Source organism: Corynebacterium sp. 239_CJEI (assembly GCF_001055995.1).
Taxonomy (GTDB): Bacteria; Actinomycetota; Actinomycetes; order Mycobacteriales; family Mycobacteriaceae; genus Corynebacterium; species Corynebacterium jeikeium_D.
The window spans coordinates 17434-39124 of record NZ_JVOW01000026.1 but is presented as its reverse complement, the minus strand read 5'-3'; the positions used below and the strand labels follow the sequence as shown (position 1 = coordinate 39124).

The following is a 21691-nucleotide window of genomic DNA, read 5'->3' as shown; positions in this document are numbered from 1 at the left end:
TGTACAGAGCCTACTATCTTGAAACCAAATCCTGAATTTTCATAAATTCCGCTCCTGTCACGCGATCAAAACGGGCTTCATCGCACGTCAGGACTAATACCTGCATATCGCGCCCCGCTTTGGCAAGAGCATTATTCATCCGCCGCAAACGGTGTTCGTCTGAATAACCTAACGCATCATCAATAATCACCGGAGCGCCTTGGCCGCCCTCCAGGACACCGGCAACGGCCAAGCGCAGCAGAATGTCCAGCTGCTCCTGCGCTCCACCAGATAGTTCATCGACATCGAACTTGCCATCAGCATTGGACCGTGACTCAATCTGCAAGTCCTCATTCATCGTGAACTGGGTTCCCGCACCGAACACACCGCCGCCGTACTCTTCGAGCTTGCGGAGCAAGGGGTCAGCCAGCGCATTCCGCGATGCCGCACGTGCCTGTGTCATTACCTCCATAAGAGTCTTGGCGGCGGCTGCACGGCGACGCATCGAGTCCCGATCTCGCTGTGTTCGCTCCACTACCCCCTCAGCAGCTGCCAGCTTCTCATTCGCGCTGTCGAAATAGTCCAAGTGCACCCGAATCTCTTGCCGGCGCTTTTCCAGCTCAGCCAGGCGATTCTCAACTGCATCCCGTCGCTGCTTAGCGCCCGCGAGCGATGCTTCCACGTCGTCGGCATCCCGCTGCGCCAACTCTTTCAGAGCCGCAGCCAGCTGCTCTTCTGCCACCTCATAGTCCTTGCCTCGGTTTTCCACCGCAGCAAAAATCTCGGCATCCGAGGCTTTTTCTCGCGCCGTCGTGAGCGAATCTTCGCGGACCTTTAGGACGGACCGAGCCCCTTCAAGCTCGCTGCTGGCCTTCGTATAGTTGGCGTGTGCAGGACGCTTTTCCAGCTTCGACAAGCGCATATCGGCATTGTCACGCTTCGACTCGGCATCCCTACGCCCCGCTGCAGCTTCTTCCAACCGCGCCTTCGCCGCTACCAAGTCAATCTCCGTCGGCGCATCCTCGCCCGCAAGTGCCCGATACCGCTCGCCCTGTACTCGTGCTTCTTCCTTCGCATCGTCCAACTCTGCGGTGAGCTGGTGATACTCCACACCGTCGGACACCGCAGTTATGGATGTCTCCACCTGGAATCTTGCTTTTTCCGCTTCACGCCGTCGTGTGTGTGCCTCTTGTGCTTCCGCGACGGAATCAGCGCCTGCCGCCTCAAGCTGTTCCTTGAGCGATATCTCTGCTTTTTCTAGCTTGCGCTGCTGCGAATCTGAGCCGTCTCCGGGCTGGATAGCAACCGTGACGTCGCCAACTTCGATGGCCAACGGCTTAGTAACCGCACGTTGAACTGTCTCAGCCTCCGGAGCTAGCCCCACTTTCTCGCCGTCGACTGTGACCTCCTGCGCACTACTAGCCGAGAGCTGCACACTCGGGCTCGACGCCTCCAGCACAGCGGTGGCTGTTGCAACTTCGCGTTCGCAGGTCAACAGTTTTTCCATTACCTCCTCGGTAACGGAATTCCGAGCAATTACCTCCTTTTGCTCTGCCAATTGCGCGCGGAGCGCATCGAGCTTCTCCACTCGCTTCGACAAGGCTTCAACCAAGCCGCGCTTCTCCCCCAATGCGACTTCAGCTGCAGCCAGCTCTTCTGCTTTTCGAGCTTCGCGGTACGCGGTCACAACTGCATCGCGATCCTCCTGCGCCTTCTTTAAAGCTGCGACCTCCTTATCGAACGCTTCCTTAAGTTCAGCAACTTTCTTCTCTGCGACGGAATGCTGATCCCTGGCATCTTGTGCCTGCTGAATGAAGGTTTCGCGCTCTTGCTGAGCCTGTTTAGCTAAGTCCAGCTGCTGCTTCGCCGCTGCGGAGACCTCCTGTGCCTGGGACACGGCAACCCTGAACTTTTCGAGTTCTTCGAGTGCCTGCGCCCAATGCTCGACTTCGTTTTTGGCTTCTGGCAACGATGCCCGCTGCGTGTGTTGGCTTTCTTCATTACGAGCAGCTTCCTCATTGAGCGCTTCGAATTCTCGGACCTTTTTCGCCGCTTCGTCGCGCACCTGCTGGGCTTCCGTCAGCTCCTTGTCTACGTCGGTAAGCTGCTTGCGCTCTTTGCCATTTTTTTGGAAATAGTTGCCGTATTCAGCTTCAACGGCTTCAAACAGACCTACCTCTTCTGCGGTTTCCGCGCGCTGCCCCGATGCCGACTGCAGTGCGCTTGTGACCTGCGCATAACCGCCCAAGGAGAGTGTCTTTTGCGCTTGTCCCTGTTCAGCAACGAAAACCTGCCACAGGTTCTTGGTGTCCGCATTGTGCATTCGTGCGGCCAGCCACTCTTCCGCCTGGTCATCTTTAAGAACCTCGGCTGTCGGAGAGTGGACGGTGACGATTGTGCCGGTGTCCTTGGTGCTACCAAAGATCTTGTCCAGCGTAAATTCGTAGCCGTCAAGCTCCAGCCGGAGCTTAACCTGCGGCTTTTCCTGGCTGGAGTGGCTGTTCAGACTAAGCGCTTCGCTTGACCTGGACTTCCATTTTGTCGTCAGCGCAACGTGAATAGCTTTGGCGATTGTCGTCTTACCCGACTCGTTTTCACCGGAAATCACTACCACGCCCCGCTCGGCTAGCCCTGTGATTGAGAGTGAATCAATCGCACGTACATTGTGTAATTCGATGTCGTGAAAACGCATGATTTATTCCTTCTCTCCGGCCAGGCGCGCCAGCAAGCGAAGCGCATCGGCTGCTGCGGTGGATTCAGATTCTGATAGCGGGCTGCCGCTCTCGGTTCGCCCTTTGCTCAAGACCGTTAGTTTTTCTGCAGCTATGAGCGGATAACCGGTGAGATTGAGATTAGAGATATCCCCCTCGGACGGAACCACCGTCAAATCGGAACCACTTTCTCGGCGATAAAGTGCAGCGAAAAGCTGTTGATACTGCTCAAGTCGATTTTCAAAGGTAGTCGACTCCGACAGTGTCACGGTTCCTCGCAATGAATACTTCACCGCTGTGTCTGTCTTCGCCTCGATACCGTCCAGTTCAGCAAAGAACTCATCGAGGTCTTCCGCGCCAGTGATATCCATGTCAATGGCATGAAAAGCCCACTGCCCCACTCGGTGGGAGGCCACGGTAACTGAGCCCTTTTCGGGGCCGCTCTCTACAATGTCGACGACGAGTGCATTGCCGGAATCCCGTTCTTTGTCGTCGTACGCTGTGGTTTCGTGTGCGCCGGAGAAATAAACTCTGCCAGCATGGTCAAGTTGGCTCGTGGAGTGGGAATCCCCCAGCGCCACATAGTGCAACGCCCCACGGTCAATAGCCTGTTCCAAGCTGGTCAAATCAATGGTGGCTCCCGCATCAGCACCAAAGCCTTCTACTTGGCCATGTGCGACCATCACTCGGATTCCATCGGCCGGCTCAAGCTCCGTGGCTATTTCCGCCACGATGTCGTCTGCCGAATACTTGCCGCGTACTGGCACACCGATGAGTTCCACCCCGTCACGGATGGAAATGGGCTGGCTGTCGCGAATTACGTAAACTCCTCGGTCTTCCAAAGATTCGAAAGCACTACGTCGATAAATGGAAGAAGCATCAAGCGCATCATGGTTGCCGGGCAGGAGATACACCGGCACGGGTAGCTTGGCTATTCGCTCAAGAGCCCGCAAGAACACCTTGTCCGGCAATGTGTTGGAATCGAACACGTCTCCAGCGACGACGATGAACTCAGCGCCTTCGCTAGTCGCCAACTCACCGATGCGGTCGATGGCGTTGAGGCGACTTTCGTGGAACCTAGCTTGGGCTTCACCGCCATCGAGCTCTAGGAACCACCGAGTCATTCCCAGTTGCCAATCTGAGGTGTGAATGAATTTCATGACTAGCGCTCCTTTTGTCCCAGGCTCAGCGATTCCTGCAGATGTTGCCAACAATCTTCCAAATCGGCGACTGCACGAATGGTCTCTCTCGAAATTACGCAGGTTGGCTGCAATGCTTCATGCAGCAAACTACGGTCGGTAACTGTTAGTGGGGCAATAACCTCGAGCGAAGGAACACTGACTCGTTCCAAATCATTGCCCCAGTAGTCGGCTTCGACCGCGAAAAGCTCGGCAACCTTTTTCTGCTCGTTGTCACCGCCATCATTTCCACCAGCGCCATCCGCCTTCTGGGCGATTTTATTGGGATCCTCCCGAACCGCGCCGCCAAGCCCGAGGCGCTTTGGCGCAGTCCGGTTTCGCAGCTGTGTTAGTTCCTGAAGTCGGCGTTGCAATTCGCGCTGCGGATAATCGCGCAGCTGCATTAGCGACAGCGGATCACGGTCAATATCAGCGACAAGTTGAGCGGCGACTGCAACGGTGTGCTTACACACAGGTGCCGGGTCCGGGCAGGTGCATTCGCTATAAATGTGCTCTTCACCATCGCACAACAGCATTTCCATCTGCTCATACGGCAACTCGCCGTGCTCAAACTCTGTGAAGGCCGACGGATTGTTCACCAACCACCGCAGTACGTCGTCAGTTTGTTTCTGCTCCCGCCGTGGGAACCGAATAAAGACTGAGAATGGTTCCGGCTGGCTACCCTGCACTTCCCCGATGATGTAACCATCCGCGATTCGAAGCCCGAGCACATTGCCGTCGAACCTGTACTTCTCGCCTCTGTGAATACGACCCGAATCGGCACCACGGATGATGAACTCCCACACCCACCGGGCAAAAGTAGTACGTGGCTCGACCGCCACACGCGCTGAGGTTCCACGTCGCTGCTGCCCGGTAAATGCACCAGCCCAGTCCTGGGTGGCCAGGAGCTTTTCAATCGTCGAGCTGGTTGCTGGTGCGCTTCGCGCCGTAGTCCTTTTACGACCGCGCTTTCCAGAGGGGCCCTTGCCAAACTCGGCAAAGATGACATTGTCGCCCCATGTCACGTCTCCGTCACCGGCCATTAGTACCACCTCTTCTGGACTCTAAACGGTGTCACATTGTTGGGAATCGAATCGTCATCCGAGGTTGCGGAATCCAATGCCGTGGCCTCCGGGGTCACCCCATCGGTCACCGTCCCACCGGACTCTGACTCCGCTGCGTCCATCGATTCACGCAGTGACTGAATCTTGTCCTTGTCCAATTGCCACAGTGACCGCAAACGGTGAAAGTCCATCTCCGTCAGCTTGGTTTCACCAGCGCGCACAACTGCATCCGCCAATTCTGCTTTTTCAAAAATCAGCTCGTCGATGCGTTCTTCAAGCGTTCCAACACTGACCAGCTTGTGCACATGGACGTCTTTACGCTGACCGATGCGGTAGGAACGGTCCGTGGCCTGGTTTTCAACCGCTGGATTCCACCACCTGTCAATGTGAATGACGTGGTTGGCGGCAACTAGGTTGATGCCGACACCTGCCGCGAGAGTCGACAGCAAAATGATTGGCGGACCGTCCGGGGCATTAAACTCTGCCACTACTTTTTCGCGCTGTGCCGGAGTCATTGCCCCTTGAATAAACGGAATGTCCACGCCCAAGCGCTTGCTGAAATGAGGGGCAAGCATCTTGCCAAACTCCACGAACTGCGTGAACACAAGCGCGCGTTCACCGTTTTGCACAATCTCATCGACGAGCTCTTCCAACCGTGCGACCTTGCCCGAGCGATGCTGCCCATGATTAAGCAGCCCCGAGCCGTCGTGCTGGTAGTGCGCTGGGTGGTTGCAAATCTGCTTCAACTTCATGATGCCGCCGAGGATGATGCTCTTTCGCCCGAAGCTGCCAGAACGATTCCGCTTCGAGCGCTTAAGCTTGTCCTCGATATCCTTCACGGCCTCCTGATACAAGAAAGCCTGCTCCGTCGTGAGAGGAACCATCTCCACCTGCTCATTCTTCTTGGGCAGGTCCGGCGCGATAGCTGGATCCGACTTGAGTCGGCGCAGGATAAAAGGTGCTGTAATCGACTGTAATTGCAGCAGCATTTCCGCATTCCCATCACGCTCGATGGGAATCGCAAACTTGTTGCGAAATGCATTCGCCGAGCCCAGCATGCCTGGATTACAGAAATCCATGATGGTGCGCAGTTCGCCCAAGTCATTTTCCACCGGAGTACCAGTCATGGCGATGTTGTGTCGCGAGCCCAGGCTCCGCAGCGCTCTGGATACCTGTGCGTTGGGGTTCTTAATTGCCTGTGCTTCGTCAGCAATCACATGATCCCACTGCACTTGGGCGAGTTCGTTCACATCGCGGGTAGCAACACCATAGGTCGTCACAACAACATCGTGTTTTCCGATAAATTCTTGTAGTTCCCCACCATGAGGGCGGTTTGAACCATGCAGCAGCCCAACCTTAAGCTCTGGAGTGAACTTTGCCGCTTCTGCTGCCCAGTTGCGCAACACACCTGTCGGAACCACCAGCAGCGAAGTCTTGTGCCCTTGAGCCGTAGCATCTGCTTTCCGACGGCAGCGCTCATACTCCAACAGCGCCAGAATTTGCACAGTCTTACCGAGCCCCATGTCATCCGCGAGAATGACACCAAAGCCGCGGTTGGACATATCCGCCAGCCACTCCACACCGCGCTGTTGATACTCCCGCAGCTCACCGACAAAACTCGGTGGCACCTCGACCGACTCTGCGAGGGCCGTGGAACCGTCTGAGTACTTCGACACCAACGCCTTGAGCCAAGAGGGGTCCCTGGGGGCGACTGGCACTGCTGCTGGAGCTTGCGACTCTAAGCCACCGTCGAAGACCAGCTCTTTCAGGGTGGCTTGCCCCTTACCGGTTTCCTCCCCGGCCTTGGTCTGCTCCACCAAAAACTTCAGGGCTTCCCTAGCTACCTCTGGGTTCGCGTGCACCCAATGGTCTCGCAGATGCACTAGCCCCGTACTCGATGCAGCGAGCTCACGCATTTCCGCTTCCGTCAGTACGGCATCCCCCACGGCCAGCTTCCACTCGTAATCAACCAGTTGGTCAAATCCGAGTTTCGGTTCCGAACGGCGCCCAGCAGGCCCCGTCGGATCTAACTGGACGACTTCAGTGTGCAACTGCAGGGTGGTCTCCACTGACTTCCAGTTCGGCGGCAGCATCACATCGATATCAACCTTTGCCAGCTGCGAGATGCCATCAGTCATAAGCTCTATCAGCTGCTCTGAGGTCAGCAGCAGATCCAAGCCCGGGTGTCCCGCTGCTTTCGCATATTTGAGCGTTGGGAATGCCTCCTGTGCCGCCAATAGCTGCGGGCGAAGCAGCGACAGCACGGACCGGCGACACATTTCTGGATTCAGGCGCTCCGGAGCTGCGACGCCGATGCGGTAGTACATCCGCAATGGCCATAGAGTCTCATGTTCCACCGCAGCTGAACGAGGATTGAAGCGAGTTACTGAGCCGCCTTCTTCATCCGCTCGATTCCGCAACTCCAACAGCTGCGGAAGATCCACATCCGGCAAGTCTTCCAGCTGGCCTTCAAAACCAACAGGTTCCTGCACCATTAGCTGCAGACGAACATCCTCACCATCGGCCGACAGCCTCCACTTTGCCAGTGACTGCGCCACCCCCGGCGTCGCACGCCCCAGGGACTGAGACTGCAACAACGACCGCACGAAACTCTGCCGCTGTTCTGCCGGTTCATCCAGATCGGCCAGAAGCGCGTTGGTGACCCAATGAAACATCCGATTGATGAAATCCTCAGCCACCGTGGCGCCTCCGTTATCAATCAATACCGGTGGTGTACGAGAAATGACCTGACTCTGCCAAGCAATCTCACTCAGCCCCTCCGACATCCGCCACGTCGGCCACCACTCATTGTCTTCCCACGTCAGCGCCACCAATGCCCGCCCAGAGCGTGCGAAAGCATCCAATCCCTGTACAACATCCACAAAGAACCGAAGATCCGGTGCCATCGCCGCCGAGGAAACTTCCTCCTGCAATTGCACCAGTGCCGTCACCGCAGCCCATGGCGGGAACACCCATGTGGGTACCGCTTTCTCTACTGCCCGCCCCTTCGGTGTGCGCAGTTTTAGCGTCAGTTGCGCTCGACTCCCCTGGTCCAGCACTGCAAAAAGCCGACGCTGATGCGCCGGGACTTCCAGCAAATCCACGTCCGCAATAATCCGGTGCCCCTCTGGCCGCTCCACCCATAGGTGAAGACCCGAATCATCTTTCCAGACCGCGTGCAGCAGCAACGGCACCGCTGACTTAGCAACTTGGTCCATTACTTCCTCCCCACTGCTTGCTCAGTCATCACCGTCTAATCACCCGGCGACTTCGCCACCAGATATTTGTTCAATGAAGATTCTGCCACGCACCCCGGATCAGCTTTTCCACCACACCACAACATTAGCACGCATGTTCGAATTATGTATCTTGCAAAAATTACTCCTCCTCTACCCAAATACCCCTTTTCCCAGGTAATTTGTCGCACTTAACCGATTTTTAAAAGCTTTTTCAACGCTTCTTATCTTGCAATGCAGCGCATCACATGAAAACGTCGTATAGGCCACAAGAATTAAAAATGTGTGACTCGTGCAATAGTTCTGCCATGGTTCGCATGTGCCAGTAGGCTCCGCTGACTGTCGAAGATAGTCCGGAAGCTGAAGCTGTGCTGAATCGCGAACCGCAGGTTCCACCGTGGACGTCGGCCACTTTTTGGCTCGATGCTGCCGCGGCGCTGTGAACGTCGTCAAGCAGACTTGATTAAGCGAAACTGAGTTGTGCGCCGAAAATGCTTTTTGGTGCGCTAGGTAGTGCGCGAGTCCGACTGTACGACTAATAAATAATGAGGAGTTGCCCTGTGGACCAACACACATGGTTCATCATCGCACTAGTCATTTATCTGCTGTTGATGGTCTACATCGGTTGGACCGGATGGAAAAAGACTGCAGAGTATGACGAATACATGATTGGCGGCCGCGGCCTACATCCGTTCGTCGCGGCACTGTCAGCGGGTGCATCGGACATGTCCGGCTGGCTGCTGATGGGTCTGCCCGGCGCGATTTACCTTTCGGGTCTGAACCAGACCTGGATTGCAATCGGCCTGGTCGCAGGCGCATGGCTGAACTGGAAGTTCACCGCACCACGGCTGCGTAGCTACACCAAGATTGCTCGTAACTCGATTACCGTGCCGTCGTTCCTGGAGAATCGTCTGCACGATACGTCGAAGGTGCTGCGCGTTGCCGCAGGCCTGATTATTTTGCTGTTCTTCACCTTCTACGTCTCCTCGGGCATGGTGGCAGGTGGCCGTTACTGGGAGTCGACGTTCGGTGGCAACTACCTCGTCGGCATGCTGTTGGTAGCGGCTATCACTGTCGCGTACACCCTGTTCGGTGGCTTCCTGGCGGTGTCTTACACAGACACGGTGCAGGGCATCATTATGTTCATCGCACTGCTGGCGGTTCCGACTGTCGGCATCATCTACCTAATCAACAATGGCAACTCCGCCTCGGACATCTTCAGCTTTGCTGCTAACAACCCCTACCCGGGCAGCGAGGGACAGCCGGTTGAGGCCTTCTTCGATCCGTTCGCTGGTATTCCGCTAATTACGATTATCGGTCTGCTCGGCTGGGGTCTGGGCTACTTTGGCCAGCCGCATATTATCGTTCGCTTCATGGCTCTGCGCAGTGCAAAGGACGCAACTGAGGGTCGCCGCTGGGGCGTTGGCTGGCAGGCACTGTGCATGTTCGGCTCGGTCCTCGTGGCCCTGACCGCAACTGTTTTCTTCGCTACGAACCCAGATGCTTCGGTCACTGATGCGTCTTCCTACGAAACCATCTTCCTGGACATGACCCGCATCCTGTTCCACCCGCTGATTGCAGGCCTGATTCTGACTGCAGTGCTGGCAGCAATCATGTCCACCATTTCTTCGCAGCTGCTGGTGTCTTCCTCCGCGCTGATCGAGGACCTGTTCAAGGCAACGGTCAACAAGTCCCTGCGTCCGAAGACCTACATGACGCTCTCCCGCGTCGCCGTCGCGCTGATTGCCATCATCGCCGCAATCATCGCTGCTAACCCGAACAGCTCCATTCTGGATCTGGTTGGCTTCGCGTGGGCTGGCTTCGGCTCGGCATTCGGCCCGATTCTGCTGGCCGCCCTCTACTGGTCGCGCCTGAACACCCCTGGTGCTGCTGCCGGCATGATCACCGGTGCGGTTGTCTCCTTCGCATGGGGCATGAGCTCGCTCAGCGACACTCTCTACGAGATCGTCCCGGGCTTCGCCGCTGCAACTGTCGTGATGATTATTGTCACGCTGCTTACCAAGGAGCCGAACGAGAAGATCAAGGAAGAGTTCGACCACGCAGCAAAGCAGGCTCTGGTCTAACGCTTTGATCTAGGCTTGGCCTCCGCTAGCCCCGCAGGCTAGCCCCGGCGCATACCTACAAGGGAACCGAAAAAGTATTTTTCGCGCCCAACTAGGTATGCGCCCTTTTTTATTTGCCATCCTGGCCGCCTCCCTGACTGCCGCCTTTGTCTCATCCTTTGCGCTTACGCGAGTTCTCGTCACCTCCTCCCCCGCGGGCTCGGAGACGGAAGCCGTCGTCAAGCAACTGCGCACCGTACGCGTCGTCGCCGACCGCCCCACCGTCACCGGATACAAGCGCGAGCGCTTCGACGTCTGGGCAGGTTCTGCCGATTGCAATACACGCCATAAAGTGTTGGCGGCGTGGTTCGGGGGCTCTGCGTGTTCGCTTGACGACGGCTCCCCGCGCGAAATCCCTGACCCTTACACGGGTGACCCGGTTGGTGCGCATGAGGTCGATATCGACCACATTTATCCGTTGGCAGCGGCGTGGGATTTCGGAGCCTACGCCTGGGATCCCGAGAGGCGTCGGCAATTTGCCAACGATATCGAGACCAACCTCGTGCCCACGCGAAGCGCGGTCAACCGGGATAAAGGAGATGCCAGCCCGGCGGAATGGCTTCCCGAGGATGCGAAGGCGTGTGACTACTCGCATCGTTACTTAGCGGTGGCCATTAAATGGGACCTGCCCGTATCGTCGGCAGACTGGAAGGCGATGGCCACTGCGTGTGGAATCCGCGCGAGGAAAGGCACGAAATAGAGAAAATAGTGCGAGCACGTTAAGTTAAGGACTGGTCTTAATAAAGAAATATCCAGGCCACTCCTCGCTTGAACGCGAGGCCTACATTCAGTCGTGGAAAGGTAATACGTGCAAAACGTAGTTCTTATGGTTCACGTCCTGGCGGCAATTCTGCTGCTTGGACCGGTGACTGTCGCAATTTCGATGTTCCCGAAGCTCGCGCTTGCAGCCCGCGGCGGAGAGGCTGGAACGGTCGGCGCCGCGCGCACCATGCACGCCATTTCGCGCACCTACGGCATGTGGTCGCTGCTCGTGCCGCTGCTCGGCTTCGGTGTCATGTTCACCGATGTGTCGACCTACATGAAGTCCGGGGCAATGCACGCCGCAATTCTGCTGGCTATCATCGCCTGGGCACTGTTGTTCTTCCTGGTCATTCCGCGTCAGCGTCTGATGATGGCCGGCCTCGGCATCGCTGACGAAGACGAGGATGCTGACGATCCGGAGTTCATCGAGCGTCGCAAGAAGGCTGAAGAGCTCGACTGGGACAAGCAGAAGGGCCAGCTGGCTATGTTCTCCGGCATCTTCTCCCTGCTGTGGGTTGTCGCCGGCATCCTGATGTTCTTCATCTAGAGCTCACGCTCAGACACAATAAAACTGCCGGTGCGCCTGTACGTTTCGGCCCGACTTTTAGGGCTTGGAAGTACATGCGCACCGGCAGTTTTTTATTTTCTAGGTCAGCGCCAAGGGCGGTCGTCGGTTGTCGCCTGACGACGCTCCCCCCCCCCAGCTCACCTCACCTAGCAGGTTTAGCGGCGTCCGCCTCGGTAACCACCGCGACGGTCATCACGGCCACCACGGTAGCCACCGCGACCGCGACCGCCACCACGACGGTCATCGCGACCGCGACCACGGCCACCGAAATCGTCACCGTCATCGAAGTTTCCACGGTAGCCACCACGGCCACGGCCACCACCACGACGGTCATCGCGACCGCGACCACCACGGTATCCTCCGCGACCGCGGCCGCCATCACGACGATCGCCACGGTAGCCACCACGGCCACCGCGGTAGTCATCGCTGTCGTCGACCGAGGTGCCGTCGTCAAGCTTCAGCCCAATGAGCTGGCCGGAGATGCGAGTATCGGAGAGGTTGTTGATGACTTCTTGCGGCAGGTTGGCCGGCAGTTCGACCAGTGTGTGGTCGCCACGGATGTCGATGTGTCCGAAGTCCTTGGAGGACAGGCCACCCTCGTTGGCGATGGCGCCGACGATGGCACCCGGGCGGACGTGCTGGCGACGACCGACGCTGATGCGGTAGGTTGCGGTGCCCTCGCGGTCGAATTCGACCAGGTCAGCGCGCTTGCCCTGACCGCGCTCACCGCGGGAGCGACCATCGCGGCCACGGTTGCGGTCGCGGTCGAAACGATCACGGTCACGGTCGTTACGACGGCCACGCGGCGGTTCCTTCATTAGGAAGTCGCCCGACTGTGCCTGCGCAGCGATAGCGGCGGCGATATCAACCAGTGGGGTGTCGTGCTCTTCTGCGTACTCCTCGATGAGCTCACGGAAGACCGGAACCTGCGAATCAGCAAGCGCCTCGGTCAAGTCATCAGCGAACTTCTGCTTGCGAGAGTCGTTGACCTCATCGACGGTCGGCAGCTTCATCTCGTGCAGCTGCGACTTGGTTGCACGCTCAATCGAGCGCAGCAGGCGTCCCTCACGCGGGGTGACAAAGAGCAGCGCCTCGCCGGAGCGGCCAGCGCGGCCGGTACGACCGATGCGGTGGACGTAGGACTCGGTGTCGTGCGGAATGTCGTAGTTGACCACGTGGGAAATGCGGTCAACGTCCAGGCCACGAGCAGCCACATCGGTTGCCACCAGGATGTCCAGGCGGCCGTCCTTGAGCTGATCAATCGTGCGCTCACGGAGAGTCTGCGGGATGTCGCCGTTGATGGCAGCAGCGGAGAATCCGCGGGCACGCAGCTTCTCGGCGAGCTCCTCGGTCTCGTGCTTGGTGCGCACGAACATGATCATCGCTTCGAATTCCTCGACTTCGAGGATGCGGGTCAGCGCGTCCAGCTTGTTGCGGTGGCTGACCATCAGGAAGCGCTGGCGAATGTTGTCCGCAGTGCGAGTCTGGGACTTGACGGTAATCTCTTCCGGCTCCGTCAGGTACTGCTTGGACAGGCGACGAATCGCAGCCGGCATGGTAGCCGAGAACAGCGCGACCTGCTTGTCATCCGGGGTGTCGGCAAGAATGCGCTCGACATCCTCCTGGAAGCCCATCTGCAGCATCTCATCGGCCTCGTCCAGCACCAGGAAACGCAGGTCGGAAATGTCCAGCGAGCCCTTCTCCAGGTGGTCGATGACACGACCAGGCGTGCCGACGATAATCTGCGCACCTCGGCGCAGACCCGACAGCTGCACTCCATAGGACTGACCACCGTAGATTGGCAGGACCTGAATCTTGCCCAGGTGATCAGCAAACGACTGGAAGGAGTCCGCAACCTGCAGCGCCAGCTCACGGGTCGGAGCAAGCACCAGAGCCTGAGGTGCGCGGACGGAGCGATCAATGCGAGCCAGAATCGGCAGCGCAAACGCCGCGGTCTTACCGGTACCAGTCTGAGCCAGGCCGACGACGTCGCGGCCGCTCATCAGAGTCGGGATAGTAGCAGCCTGAATTGGGGACGGAGTCTCAAACCCAACCTTGCGAACTGCATTGACAATGTCATCCGGCAGCTCAAGCTCATCGAAGCCGACGGTGTCGTCGTTGTCGTCTTTGTTCTTTTCGGCCTTCTTCTCAGCCTTTTCCTTGACCTCGGCCTTTTCGGTCTTTTCCTCAGCGGCCTTCTCTTCGACCACCGGTGCTTCCTCGGCCACTACATCCTCGGCCTTCACAATTGCGTCCTCGCGGTTTTCGCGCTGATCCTCGCGGTTTTCCTCGACGCTGCCATTCATTTCATTATTAGCCATTTGGGGCTCTTCCTGGGCCTTTTCGCCCGCACACTCAATATTCAACAGTTGATTACTCACAGTTGGGTCGCACATACATGACCCGCCCAATTTACGTTCTTGTTTTTCAGTGCTCTCACGTCGGAATTGCGATGACATCGCTTCTCTTGCACATACTTCGAAAAATTGCGCCCAAACCCAATTCAGCTTTTACTTCCGAGGAGGGGCGCCCATCATGCACTATGCACTTTCAAGCGTTTCACCAGCGAATTTATACCGCTGCCAGATTCTCTGCGACATTGTCGTCAGGATTTCACACCGACTGCCCAGACTACGCCACCGTCGGTCAAAAAACCATTTCCTGTCCGCAAGGTCACAACACTAGGCGGTCGATTTCTTGGATGAGGCCCCGGCGCTGGGGCCGTCGTTAAGCGAGCGCATTGCACCCACTTCGGGGTGCCTATTTTGTAATTTCCTGGGGTGAGGTGGCTAACATTTTCCCTACAAGTTTGTACACATATCAGCTATTTTCCGCCGTGGAACACCCACCGTTCGGCGGATTTTTGCAATTTCGCAACGCATAAGCCCAAGGTCGCTAGAGAATGTCCAGCTATAACAACGCACCAGAAACGCAGCCGTCTTCGCCCCGGCAGTCCCCGCTAAAACCACATTCTCCCGAGGAGATTTCTGGGAATGGCAGGCAGGAAAATAAGGCACCGTCGAAGCTCTCGGCAATGATTGAAGTTCTCGGGTTTCCGGGCTTTATTTTGGCGGGTTCGGCGCTGGCATTCTTCTTCCCCGCCCCGTTTACTCCGCTGACGGGTTACATCACGTACTTCCTGATGATCATCATGTTCGCGATGGGCCTCACCCTGACCATCCCGGACTTTAAGCAGGTCGCTAAGCGCCCGTTGGCGATTCTCTTCGGCGTCATTGCTCAGTTTGTCATCATGCCGCTGCTAGCGATTGCCGTGGCGAAAGCCCTCGGCCTCAACCCGGCACTCGCCGTCGGCCTGCTGATGCTGGGATCCGTCCCCGGCGGCACCTCGTCGAACGTCATCGCTTACCTGGCACGCGGTGACGTCGCACTGTCCGTCGCCATGACCAGTGTGTCGACGCTGGTCTCGCCGATTATGACGCCGTTTCTTATGCTCGTGCTTGCCGACGCGCACACGGAGGTCGACGGCCTCGGGATGGCCTGGAGCCTCTGTCAGACAGTCCTCCTGCCAGTGATTGGCGGTCTGATTATCCGCTTTGTGGCCGACTCGTTTATTAATAAGATCCTGCCGATTCTGCCGTGGATTTCCATTCTCGGTATCGGTGGCGTGGTCTTCGGTGCCGTGGCCAAGAACGCTGAGAGCCTGGCGAACATTGGCCTGATTGTGTTTGTGGCTGTGATCATCCACAACGTCCTGGGCTACGTGCTCGGCTTCTTTGCAGGCCAGCTGGTGGGGATGCCGACTGCGGGCAAGCGCACGGTGGCCGTGGAGGTCGGCACACAGTCCGCTGGCCTGTCCTCCGGTATGGCAGCGAAGTTCTTTACCCCGGAGGCAGCGCTTCCCGGCGCGGTGGCCGCTGTGGTGCATAACATTACTGGCGCTATCTACGTGGCTATTTGCCGAAAGCTCGATGAAGGCAAGGAAACTAGCAAATCCGCCTCTGCTTAAGCTGTTTTCGCTTCGGCTTCTTTGGCTCCGCTGTTCGACGAGTGGGCTGGTAGAGTCTCGCGCCCGAAGATCCAGCCCACCATTGCGACCAGCGAAATGACACCGCAAACAAAGAAACCGGCCTTGAACCCTGCGGCATCCACGATTGCGCCGACAATCAGCGGGCCGGAAATCGCTCCGAAGTCCTGAGCCATCTGGAAATTGGCGAGCACCTTTCCACCTTGGCGGTTGGCGCCGATGACGTCGGCAAGCACAGCCTGCTGCGATGGATTGATCATGCCAGCGCCGAAACCCGCGAGGACGGAGAGAATCAGTAGCGGAATGGCGCCGCTGCTAAATCCGATAGCGCCAGTGAATACGCCGTTGATAAACAGCCCTGTGATGAGCAGTGGGCGACGGCCAATGCGGTCGGAGAGACGGCCGGAAAACTGCAGTGCCGTAACATTGCCGAGTGCGAAGGCCGTCAGCGCAAAACCAGCTGTGGCAGTGGCGGCTACTGCCCCATCGCTGCCCGGTTCTGGTGCGCCGACATGGGAAAACGTTGCCGCGGCGAACAACGGGACAATCGCGACGCGCACGCCGAAGTTCGACCAACCGTTGGCGAAGGCTCCGACTAGTGCGCTTCGATATGCCGAGTCACGGATTGCCTCGGAGAACTTCAGCACCGGGGTCGTGCGCTTGGGCACTACGTGGCGAAGATGCTCCGCACTCAGCGACATACCGACCACAATCGTTGCCACAATCAGCGCGCCACCGTAAATGAAAAACGGCACCCTCATGCCCCATGCGCCCATCGCAGCACCAATAATTGGTCCAAAGACATTGCCCAACAGGAAGGCTGTGCCGTAGGCAGCCGAGCTCTTACCGCGGATCTCCGGCGGTGAAATCCGCACAATCAGCCCCATTGCCGAGACCGTAAACATCGTCGAACCGATGCCTCCGAGCGCACGAAACGCCAGCAGTTGCCAATATGTCTGCGCAACACCAACAAGCAAAGTCGAGAACGCGACGATACTGATGCCGGTTAGGTACGTGCGTCGATATCCGAGCTTCTCTACCAGTGAGCCCGATGCCGGCGCGAAGATTAGCCGGAAAATGGAGAACGAACTGACCACGAAGCTGGCCGCGAACACCCCCACATCGAAGCTGCGCGCGTACTGCGGCAAGATCGGTGCAATCAGACCGAAGCCCAGCGCAATGATGAACGCAGCGCTGACCAGAATCCAAATCTCTCGCGGAATCGGCTGTTTAGTCCCGTCTAATTCACCCTGCCGAGGATCCAGACCTTGTGGTTTGCTTCCCACCTCCGATGCGATATCCGGCTGAGATTCGCACTTTGCTTTACGACGAAGCAGGTCGCGCGAACGGGAAGCTGACAAGGTAACGGTCCTTTCTACTGTGCAAAAGCGAAAATAAGAAGCCCAAGAGTTCACCATAGCCCGATCTGCAAACAGTGACGATTACTAGAATGAGGCGCAATGACAGAACGCGGAGTTGAGATGAAAAAACGAATCGAAGTTGTAGGTGCCGTTCTTACCTACGAAGGAAAAATCTTCGCCGCCCAACGCGGCCCAGGTCGCTCGATGGAAAACTATTGGGAATTTCCCGGTGGAAAGATCGAAGAAGGCGAGTCCCCTCGTGAGGCTCTAGCCCGTGAACTAAGAGAAGAGCTAAAACTTGACGCTGAGATTGGGAACCACATTCTCACTGTCGACCATGAGTATGACTTCGCCGTTATCTCACTTGCGACATACTTTTGTTCCGTTTCTTCTCCCAAAATCAAGCTAACGGAGCACACTGAATATCGTTGGTTAGAACCGGCCGAGCTTTATTCCGTTGATTGGGCGCCAGCGGACATCCCTACAGTCGACATTCTTGTAAACGAACAGTAATCAATACAAGCGACGCAGGGTGCATTTAGTATGCTAAAACAATGATGAATTCCCTGGTCGGAGACCTACGCTACGGCTTCATCGATAAAAAATTCGTTGCCGACAAAAAATACAATCCTCGGCTCATCCGAAATGATGAGTCCGCCACTATGTACAATGCGCTCCGCGAGGAGCTTGGCACTGCAACAGGCTTTGTTTTTTCGGTTGCTTTCATTTCCGCAGAAGCCTTGGCCATGTTGAAGAATGAACTCCTTGAGTTTTCTGGCCCAAAGACGATCATTACTTCGACCTACCTTGACTTCAATACACCATCGATGTTCAGGGAACTCCTTCAGATTAAGGGACTCAATGTTTATATTTACCCCGATGATCATCACCGCGGATTTCACCCTAAGGGATACCTCTTTTACAACGACATCGGGCTCTCAGCCATCGTTGGGAGTGCGAACCTAACGAAAAAGGCGCTGCAACAAAACGAAGAATGGAATCTACACTTTTCGAGTCACCAAAATGGCGATATCACGTTCCAAATTGAGACGGCCATTGATATGCAACGTAAGCGCTGCATTCCATTAACTCACCAATGGGTCAATGAGTACGAACAGCGCCGCATCCCTCCACGTTGGAAAAACTCGAGCACCAAATTGTTGCCTGACGGCCCAATTATCGCTAATCAAATGCAGCAAGTGGCGCTGTCGAATATCGCTGACTTGAGGCAGTCAGGCGAGCGGAAAGGCCTCATAATTTCCGCTACCGGCACGGGGAAAACGATCCTTGCTGCACTAGCAGTTAAAGAAGCACAGGCCAAGCGCGTCTTGTTCGTTGCCCACCGGGAACAAATTCTGGAAAAGACAATGAAGGAGTTCCAGAAAGTACTTGCCTACTCCGGCACTGATCTTACAGACACAGACTTTGGCCTTTTAGTTGGTGGGAAAAAAGAAACTGATGCACGATACCTTTTTGCCTCAGTGCAATCCCTGTACTCCCAATCGACATACAAGACCTTTTCTCCTGATGCCTTTGACTTCATCATTATCGATGAGGTTCATCGTGGCGTTGCTAATTCCTACAAGCCAGTCTTTGAATACTTCAACAGTGAGTTTGTTCTCGGCCTAACAGCGACACCCGAGCGTCCAGATTCAGGAGACATCTTTCGGCTCTTTGATTTCAACGTTCCTTACGAAATCCGGCTGAAAGCCGCCCTTGAAGCCGACATGCTTGCACCATTCCATTATTTCGGTGTCACCGATTTTGATGATGGAGAGCGGGCTATCGGTGACAAAACCGCCTCCATTGAGGCCTTGGTCGCTAAAGATCGTATCGACTATCTCTTGGAGAAGCTCCGTGTCTATGGGTTTCCTGAAGGAGTTAAGGGACTCATATTTTGCAGTCGGAAAGACGAAGCGAAAGCGCTGTCCGAGCAACTCAACCAAGAGCAGCTTTTTGGGCGGCAGCTGCGAACGAAAGTTCTTCTTGGCGAGGACTCAATTTCAACGCGAAATGCTGTCGTCGCGGAGTTATCTGCAGGCGAACTTGACTACATCATTACTGTTGACATTTTCAATGAGGGCATTGATATTCCAGCAGTCAACCAAGTAGTAATGCTGCGAGCCACGCAGTCAAGCATCATCTTTACGCAACAGCTGGGGCGAGGCCTTCGCAAAGCCCCGGAAAAGGATCATCTCCGAGTAATTGATTTCATCGGAAATTACAAGAACAATTACCTGATTCCAATGGCTCTTTTCGGCGATTCTTCTAGAAATAAGTCGAACATGAAGGGCAAAGTCGTTGACCCATCCCCTATCCCATCAGGCTCGACTGTGAGCTTCGATGAAATCGCTAAAGAAAAGATCCTTAAGGCCATTGATACTGCCTCGCTAGACACGATTGCTGAATTTAAGAAGGATATTCAACTACTTCAGTACCGCCTTAACCGAGTTCCGCGACTAATGGATTTTGCACGGTTCGACCTCGTTGATCCCGTAGTGATCTCGACCAGACGCACCAAGAATTATTGGGAGCTCCTTCACCGAGTGGGAAAAGCCGAAACAGAGCCGACGCAAAGGCAAAGTGAATACTTGAAGTTTTTGTCCCGCGAGCTATTACCTGGGAAGCAACCGCAAGAGCTGCTTCTACTTGAGCAGCTTATTAAACATGGTTCGCTTACGCGTGGAGAGTTTTCAGATCTTCTCGGCACTAAGAGTGTTTCCAATAGCGACCAGGATCTCTCTGTTGTCGAACGAGTGCTCAACCTCGAGTTTTATCCGAAGCGGGCTTACGAGGAAATCAGTTTGGTCCATTATGATGACGAAACTTCGCGGTACAGACTGACTGATGAATTCTTGGCTTTGTACAACCAGTGGGACACGTCATATCCAAACAGTTTTCGAGAGCATGTCGACGACATTATTCAAACTGCTCTTTTCCGATCCCGAGAAAATGGTTATTTCGCAGGCGCGCTTCGTCGCAATCACCGCTACTCGAGGAAGGACGTTTCCCGCCTGTTACGACTCGAATCCGATCAGTCAGGAACGCTTAACGGCTACAAAATCGATTCCCACTCGCAGACGATTCCAATCTTTGTAAACTACCGAAAGCACAAAGGGCTTGCTCCTCGCATCGCATACGAGGATGAATTCATTGACCATTCGACGATGCGTTGGTTTACACGTTCGAATAGGACGCTAAAGAGTCAGGAAGTCCAGAGCATCATCCAACATAAATTCCCTATCCATTTGTTTGTACGCAGGGATGATTTACCAGATGAAGGATTCACCTACCTTGGCGAAGCCACTCCAAGTGATCCCCAGCAAGCAAAAATGAAGGGGGTTAAGGGAAAAGACTCGAATGTTGTCACAATGAAGCTTCACCTTGAACATCCCGTTCCCGACACATTCTTCGAGTACCTTCACGCAAAGCCGATTGACTAACGAAAGCAAACCCCCTACCCCGCCACTGTGGCGGAATAGGGGGTTGGACGGAGCGTCGTAAAGCGAACGCCCTATCTACGAGACTGCGGTGACCTGATTAGAACAGGCTCGGCAGGTTCGCCTGCGAGGAAATGTTGCTGGCTGCCTGCGTTGCCTGAGCGGTCGCACCAGACAGCTCCGGAATCGGCAGCTCCGGGAGAGATGGGCTCTCCGAGATAATGTCGGCAATCTCCGGCGGGACCTCGACGCCCTCTGGAAGCAGCTCGCCAATCGGACCCAAATCCGGCTCTTCCTGTGGGACGTGCTGCTTGGTGTACTGGGAGTCCTCGTCAATCGTGCGGAACTCGGACTGCGGTTCAGTGGAGGTCTCTACCTTGAAGCGCTCGTTGACCTGGCCGTCCGGGATGTCGTACTGCTCTTCAAGAGCAACGTCAATCGGCTGGAAGCGACTCAGCGGGCCGATGCCCATGGAGTTAACGCCAATGGCCTCGCGAGTCTCCGGGTTGAAAGCGTTTCCGCCCGAATCGCCGTGGTCAATCGGAGCGATAGCCCAGACACCATTGCGGACTCGGAAGACCTGGAAGCCGCAGCCACGGCCGGTACGGGAACCGTCGGTGCACACAGGCTCACCGAAGTTGTCGACAGAAATCTCCATCGGCTCGAGAGTGCGCTTGTCCTCGATACCGACGATCTGAACCGGCTCGCCGTGGACGTTGCCGAACTCATCAACAGAGTGGGACATAGAGGTGGTCTTGATGTCGTCCTGAACCTCAATGATGCCGTAGTCACCGCTATTGAAGAGGTCGTTGAAGAACTCCGGCATAGTGGTGTTTTCGTCGAAGTCACCCTCTTCCGGCATGATATCGGTGCCCATGTAGTCCTTGTTGACCAGCTTGTCGCCGTCCTTGGTTGGGATGAAGAACTGGCCGGTGACCTCTTCGCCGGTTTCAGTATCCTTCGCCACAACACAGTGACCGGCAGTCATGATGACACGATGCGAAACGCCATTCTGATCCACAACGGTGCCGGGAACTCCCAGAGAGCACATCGGGGACTGAACATGCCGTCCGTCGATGTTCTTACTGCTCGGGAACGGCATTCGCAACGGCGAGCCCGGGCCGATGACAACATCCGAGTTTGCCGGTGCAGCCTCAGCTACCGCGATTCCGGGCACAAAGCCACCCGCAGCTACCGACAGTGCAGCCGTGAGTGTGGCGACCTTCTTTGAACTGGCCATAGTGTGCGATACTCCATTTCTGTACAGAAAACTTGTCCCACTCA

General features: G+C 56.1%; 13 protein-coding genes. 6 read left to right on the top strand and 7 right to left on the bottom strand.

Annotated features, from left to right (window positions below; all coding sequences use genetic code 11):
* Nucleotides 1-13: 13 nt before the first annotated feature.
* The 4 genes from ADB08_RS06905 to ADB08_RS06890 are packed head-to-tail and all read right to left on the bottom strand — an operon-like array spanning nt 14 to nt 8150.
* Nucleotides 14-2671, bottom strand: a complete 2658-nt coding sequence (locus ADB08_RS06905; protein WP_049172023.1) for an ATP-binding protein — start codon at nt 2669-2671, stop codon at nt 14-16.
* Between the two features lie 3 nt (nt 2672-2674).
* Nucleotides 2675-3850 (bottom strand): metallophosphoesterase family protein, encoded by a 1176-nt coding sequence (locus tag ADB08_RS06900; RefSeq protein ID WP_049172021.1) that lies wholly within the window; start codon nt 3848-3850, stop codon nt 2675-2677.
* A gap of 2 nt (nt 3851-3852) precedes the next feature.
* Nucleotides 3853-4911: a hypothetical protein gene (locus ADB08_RS06895; protein WP_049172019.1), complete on the bottom strand. Its 1059-nt coding sequence runs from the start codon at nt 4909-4911 to the stop codon at nt 3853-3855.
* Complete coding sequence (locus tag ADB08_RS06890) at nt 4911-8150, bottom strand: DEAD/DEAH box helicase (RefSeq protein WP_049172017.1); 3240 nt, start codon at nt 8148-8150, stop codon at nt 4911-4913. The genes ADB08_RS06895 and ADB08_RS06890 overlap by 1 nt, the downstream gene beginning before the upstream one ends.
* Before the next feature lie 578 nt (nt 8151-8728).
* On the opposite strand from ADB08_RS06890, the gene putP reads away from it, so the two are divergent.
* The 3 genes from putP (at nt 8729) to ADB08_RS06875 (ending at nt 11600) form a co-directional block, all read left to right on the top strand.
* Nucleotides 8729-10252 (top strand): sodium/proline symporter PutP, encoded by a 1524-nt coding sequence (gene putP / locus ADB08_RS06885; RefSeq protein ID WP_053087320.1) that lies wholly within the window; start codon nt 8729-8731, stop codon nt 10250-10252.
* Nucleotides 10253-10349: 97 nt separating this feature from the next.
* Complete coding sequence (locus ADB08_RS06880; RefSeq protein WP_049172013.1) at nt 10350-10991, top strand: HNH endonuclease family protein; 642 nt, start codon at nt 10350-10352, stop codon at nt 10989-10991.
* A gap of 108 nt (nt 10992-11099) precedes the next feature.
* Nucleotides 11100-11600: a hypothetical protein gene (locus ADB08_RS06875; protein ID WP_049172012.1), complete on the top strand. Its 501-nt coding sequence runs from the start codon at nt 11100-11102 to the stop codon at nt 11598-11600.
* Between the two features lie 176 nt (nt 11601-11776).
* Here ADB08_RS06875 and ADB08_RS06870 read toward each other — a convergent pair whose 3' ends face one another.
* Complete coding sequence (locus ADB08_RS06870) at nt 11777-13942, bottom strand: DEAD/DEAH box helicase (RefSeq protein WP_049172010.1); 2166 nt, start codon at nt 13940-13942, stop codon at nt 11777-11779.
* A gap of 713 nt (nt 13943-14655) precedes the next feature.
* Between ADB08_RS06870 and ADB08_RS06865 the strand changes: the two genes are divergently transcribed.
* The gene (locus ADB08_RS06865; protein WP_049172008.1) at nt 14656-15588 is read left to right on the top strand and encodes a bile acid:sodium symporter family protein; all 933 of its coding nucleotides are present in this window, start codon (nt 14656-14658) and stop codon (nt 15586-15588) included.
* Here the strand turns inward: ADB08_RS06865 and ADB08_RS06860 are convergent.
* Nucleotides 15585-16967: an MFS transporter gene (locus tag ADB08_RS06860; protein ID WP_049172006.1), complete on the bottom strand. Its 1383-nt coding sequence runs from the start codon at nt 16965-16967 to the stop codon at nt 15585-15587. The two genes, ADB08_RS06865 and ADB08_RS06860, sit on opposite strands and share 4 nt — an antisense overlap.
* A 120-nt stretch (nt 16968-17087) precedes the next feature.
* Here ADB08_RS06860 and ADB08_RS06855 point away from each other — a divergent pair, with 120 nt between their 5' ends.
* On the top strand, nt 17088-17480 hold the full coding sequence (locus ADB08_RS06855; protein ID WP_049172128.1) for a (deoxy)nucleoside triphosphate pyrophosphohydrolase: 393 nt from the start codon (nt 17088-17090) through the stop codon (nt 17478-17480).
* Nucleotides 17481-17521: 41 nt separating this feature from the next.
* Entirely contained in the window at nt 17522-20410 is a 2889-nt protein-coding gene (locus tag ADB08_RS06850; protein WP_049172005.1) for a DUF3427 domain-containing protein, read from the top strand.
* A gap of 97 nt (nt 20411-20507) precedes the next feature.
* Here ADB08_RS06850 and ADB08_RS06845 read toward each other — a convergent pair whose 3' ends face one another.
* Complete coding sequence (locus tag ADB08_RS06845; protein ID WP_239660033.1) at nt 20508-21647, bottom strand: trypsin-like serine protease; 1140 nt, start codon at nt 21645-21647, stop codon at nt 20508-20510.
* Nucleotides 21648-21691 lie beyond the last annotated feature (44 nt).

Excerpts from the sequence above, each read along its gene's own strand:
- ADB08_RS06900 (WP_049172021.1), bottom strand. The coding sequence starts at position 3,850 with ATGAAATTCATTCACACCTCAGATTGGCAACTGGGAATGACTCGGTGG.
- ADB08_RS06895 (WP_049172019.1), bottom strand. The coding sequence starts at position 4,911 with ATGGCCGGTGACGGAGACGTGACATGGGGCGACAATGTCATCTTTGCC.
- ADB08_RS06890 (WP_049172017.1), bottom strand. The coding sequence starts at position 8,150 with ATGGACCAAGTTGCTAAGTCAGCGGTGCCGTTGCTGCTGCACGCGGTC.
- ADB08_RS06845 (WP_239660033.1), bottom strand. The coding sequence starts at position 21,647 with ATGGCCAGTTCAAAGAAGGTCGCCACACTCACGGCTGCACTGTCGGTA.
- ADB08_RS06880 (WP_049172013.1), top strand. The coding sequence starts at position 10,350 with ATGCGCCCTTTTTTATTTGCCATCCTGGCCGCCTCCCTGACTGCCGCC.
- ADB08_RS06855 (WP_049172128.1), top strand. The coding sequence starts at position 17,088 with ATGAAAAAACGAATCGAAGTTGTAGGTGCCGTTCTTACCTACGAAGGA.
- ADB08_RS06905 (WP_049172023.1), bottom strand. The coding sequence starts at position 2,671 with ATGCGTTTTCACGACATCGAATTACACAATGTACGTGCGATTGATTCA.
- ADB08_RS06870 (WP_049172010.1), bottom strand. The coding sequence starts at position 13,942 with ATGGCTAATAATGAAATGAATGGCAGCGTCGAGGAAAACCGCGAGGAT.
- ADB08_RS06850 (WP_049172005.1), top strand. The coding sequence starts at position 17,522 with ATGATGAATTCCCTGGTCGGAGACCTACGCTACGGCTTCATCGATAAA.
- ADB08_RS06865 (WP_049172008.1), top strand. The coding sequence starts at position 14,656 with ATGATTGAAGTTCTCGGGTTTCCGGGCTTTATTTTGGCGGGTTCGGCG.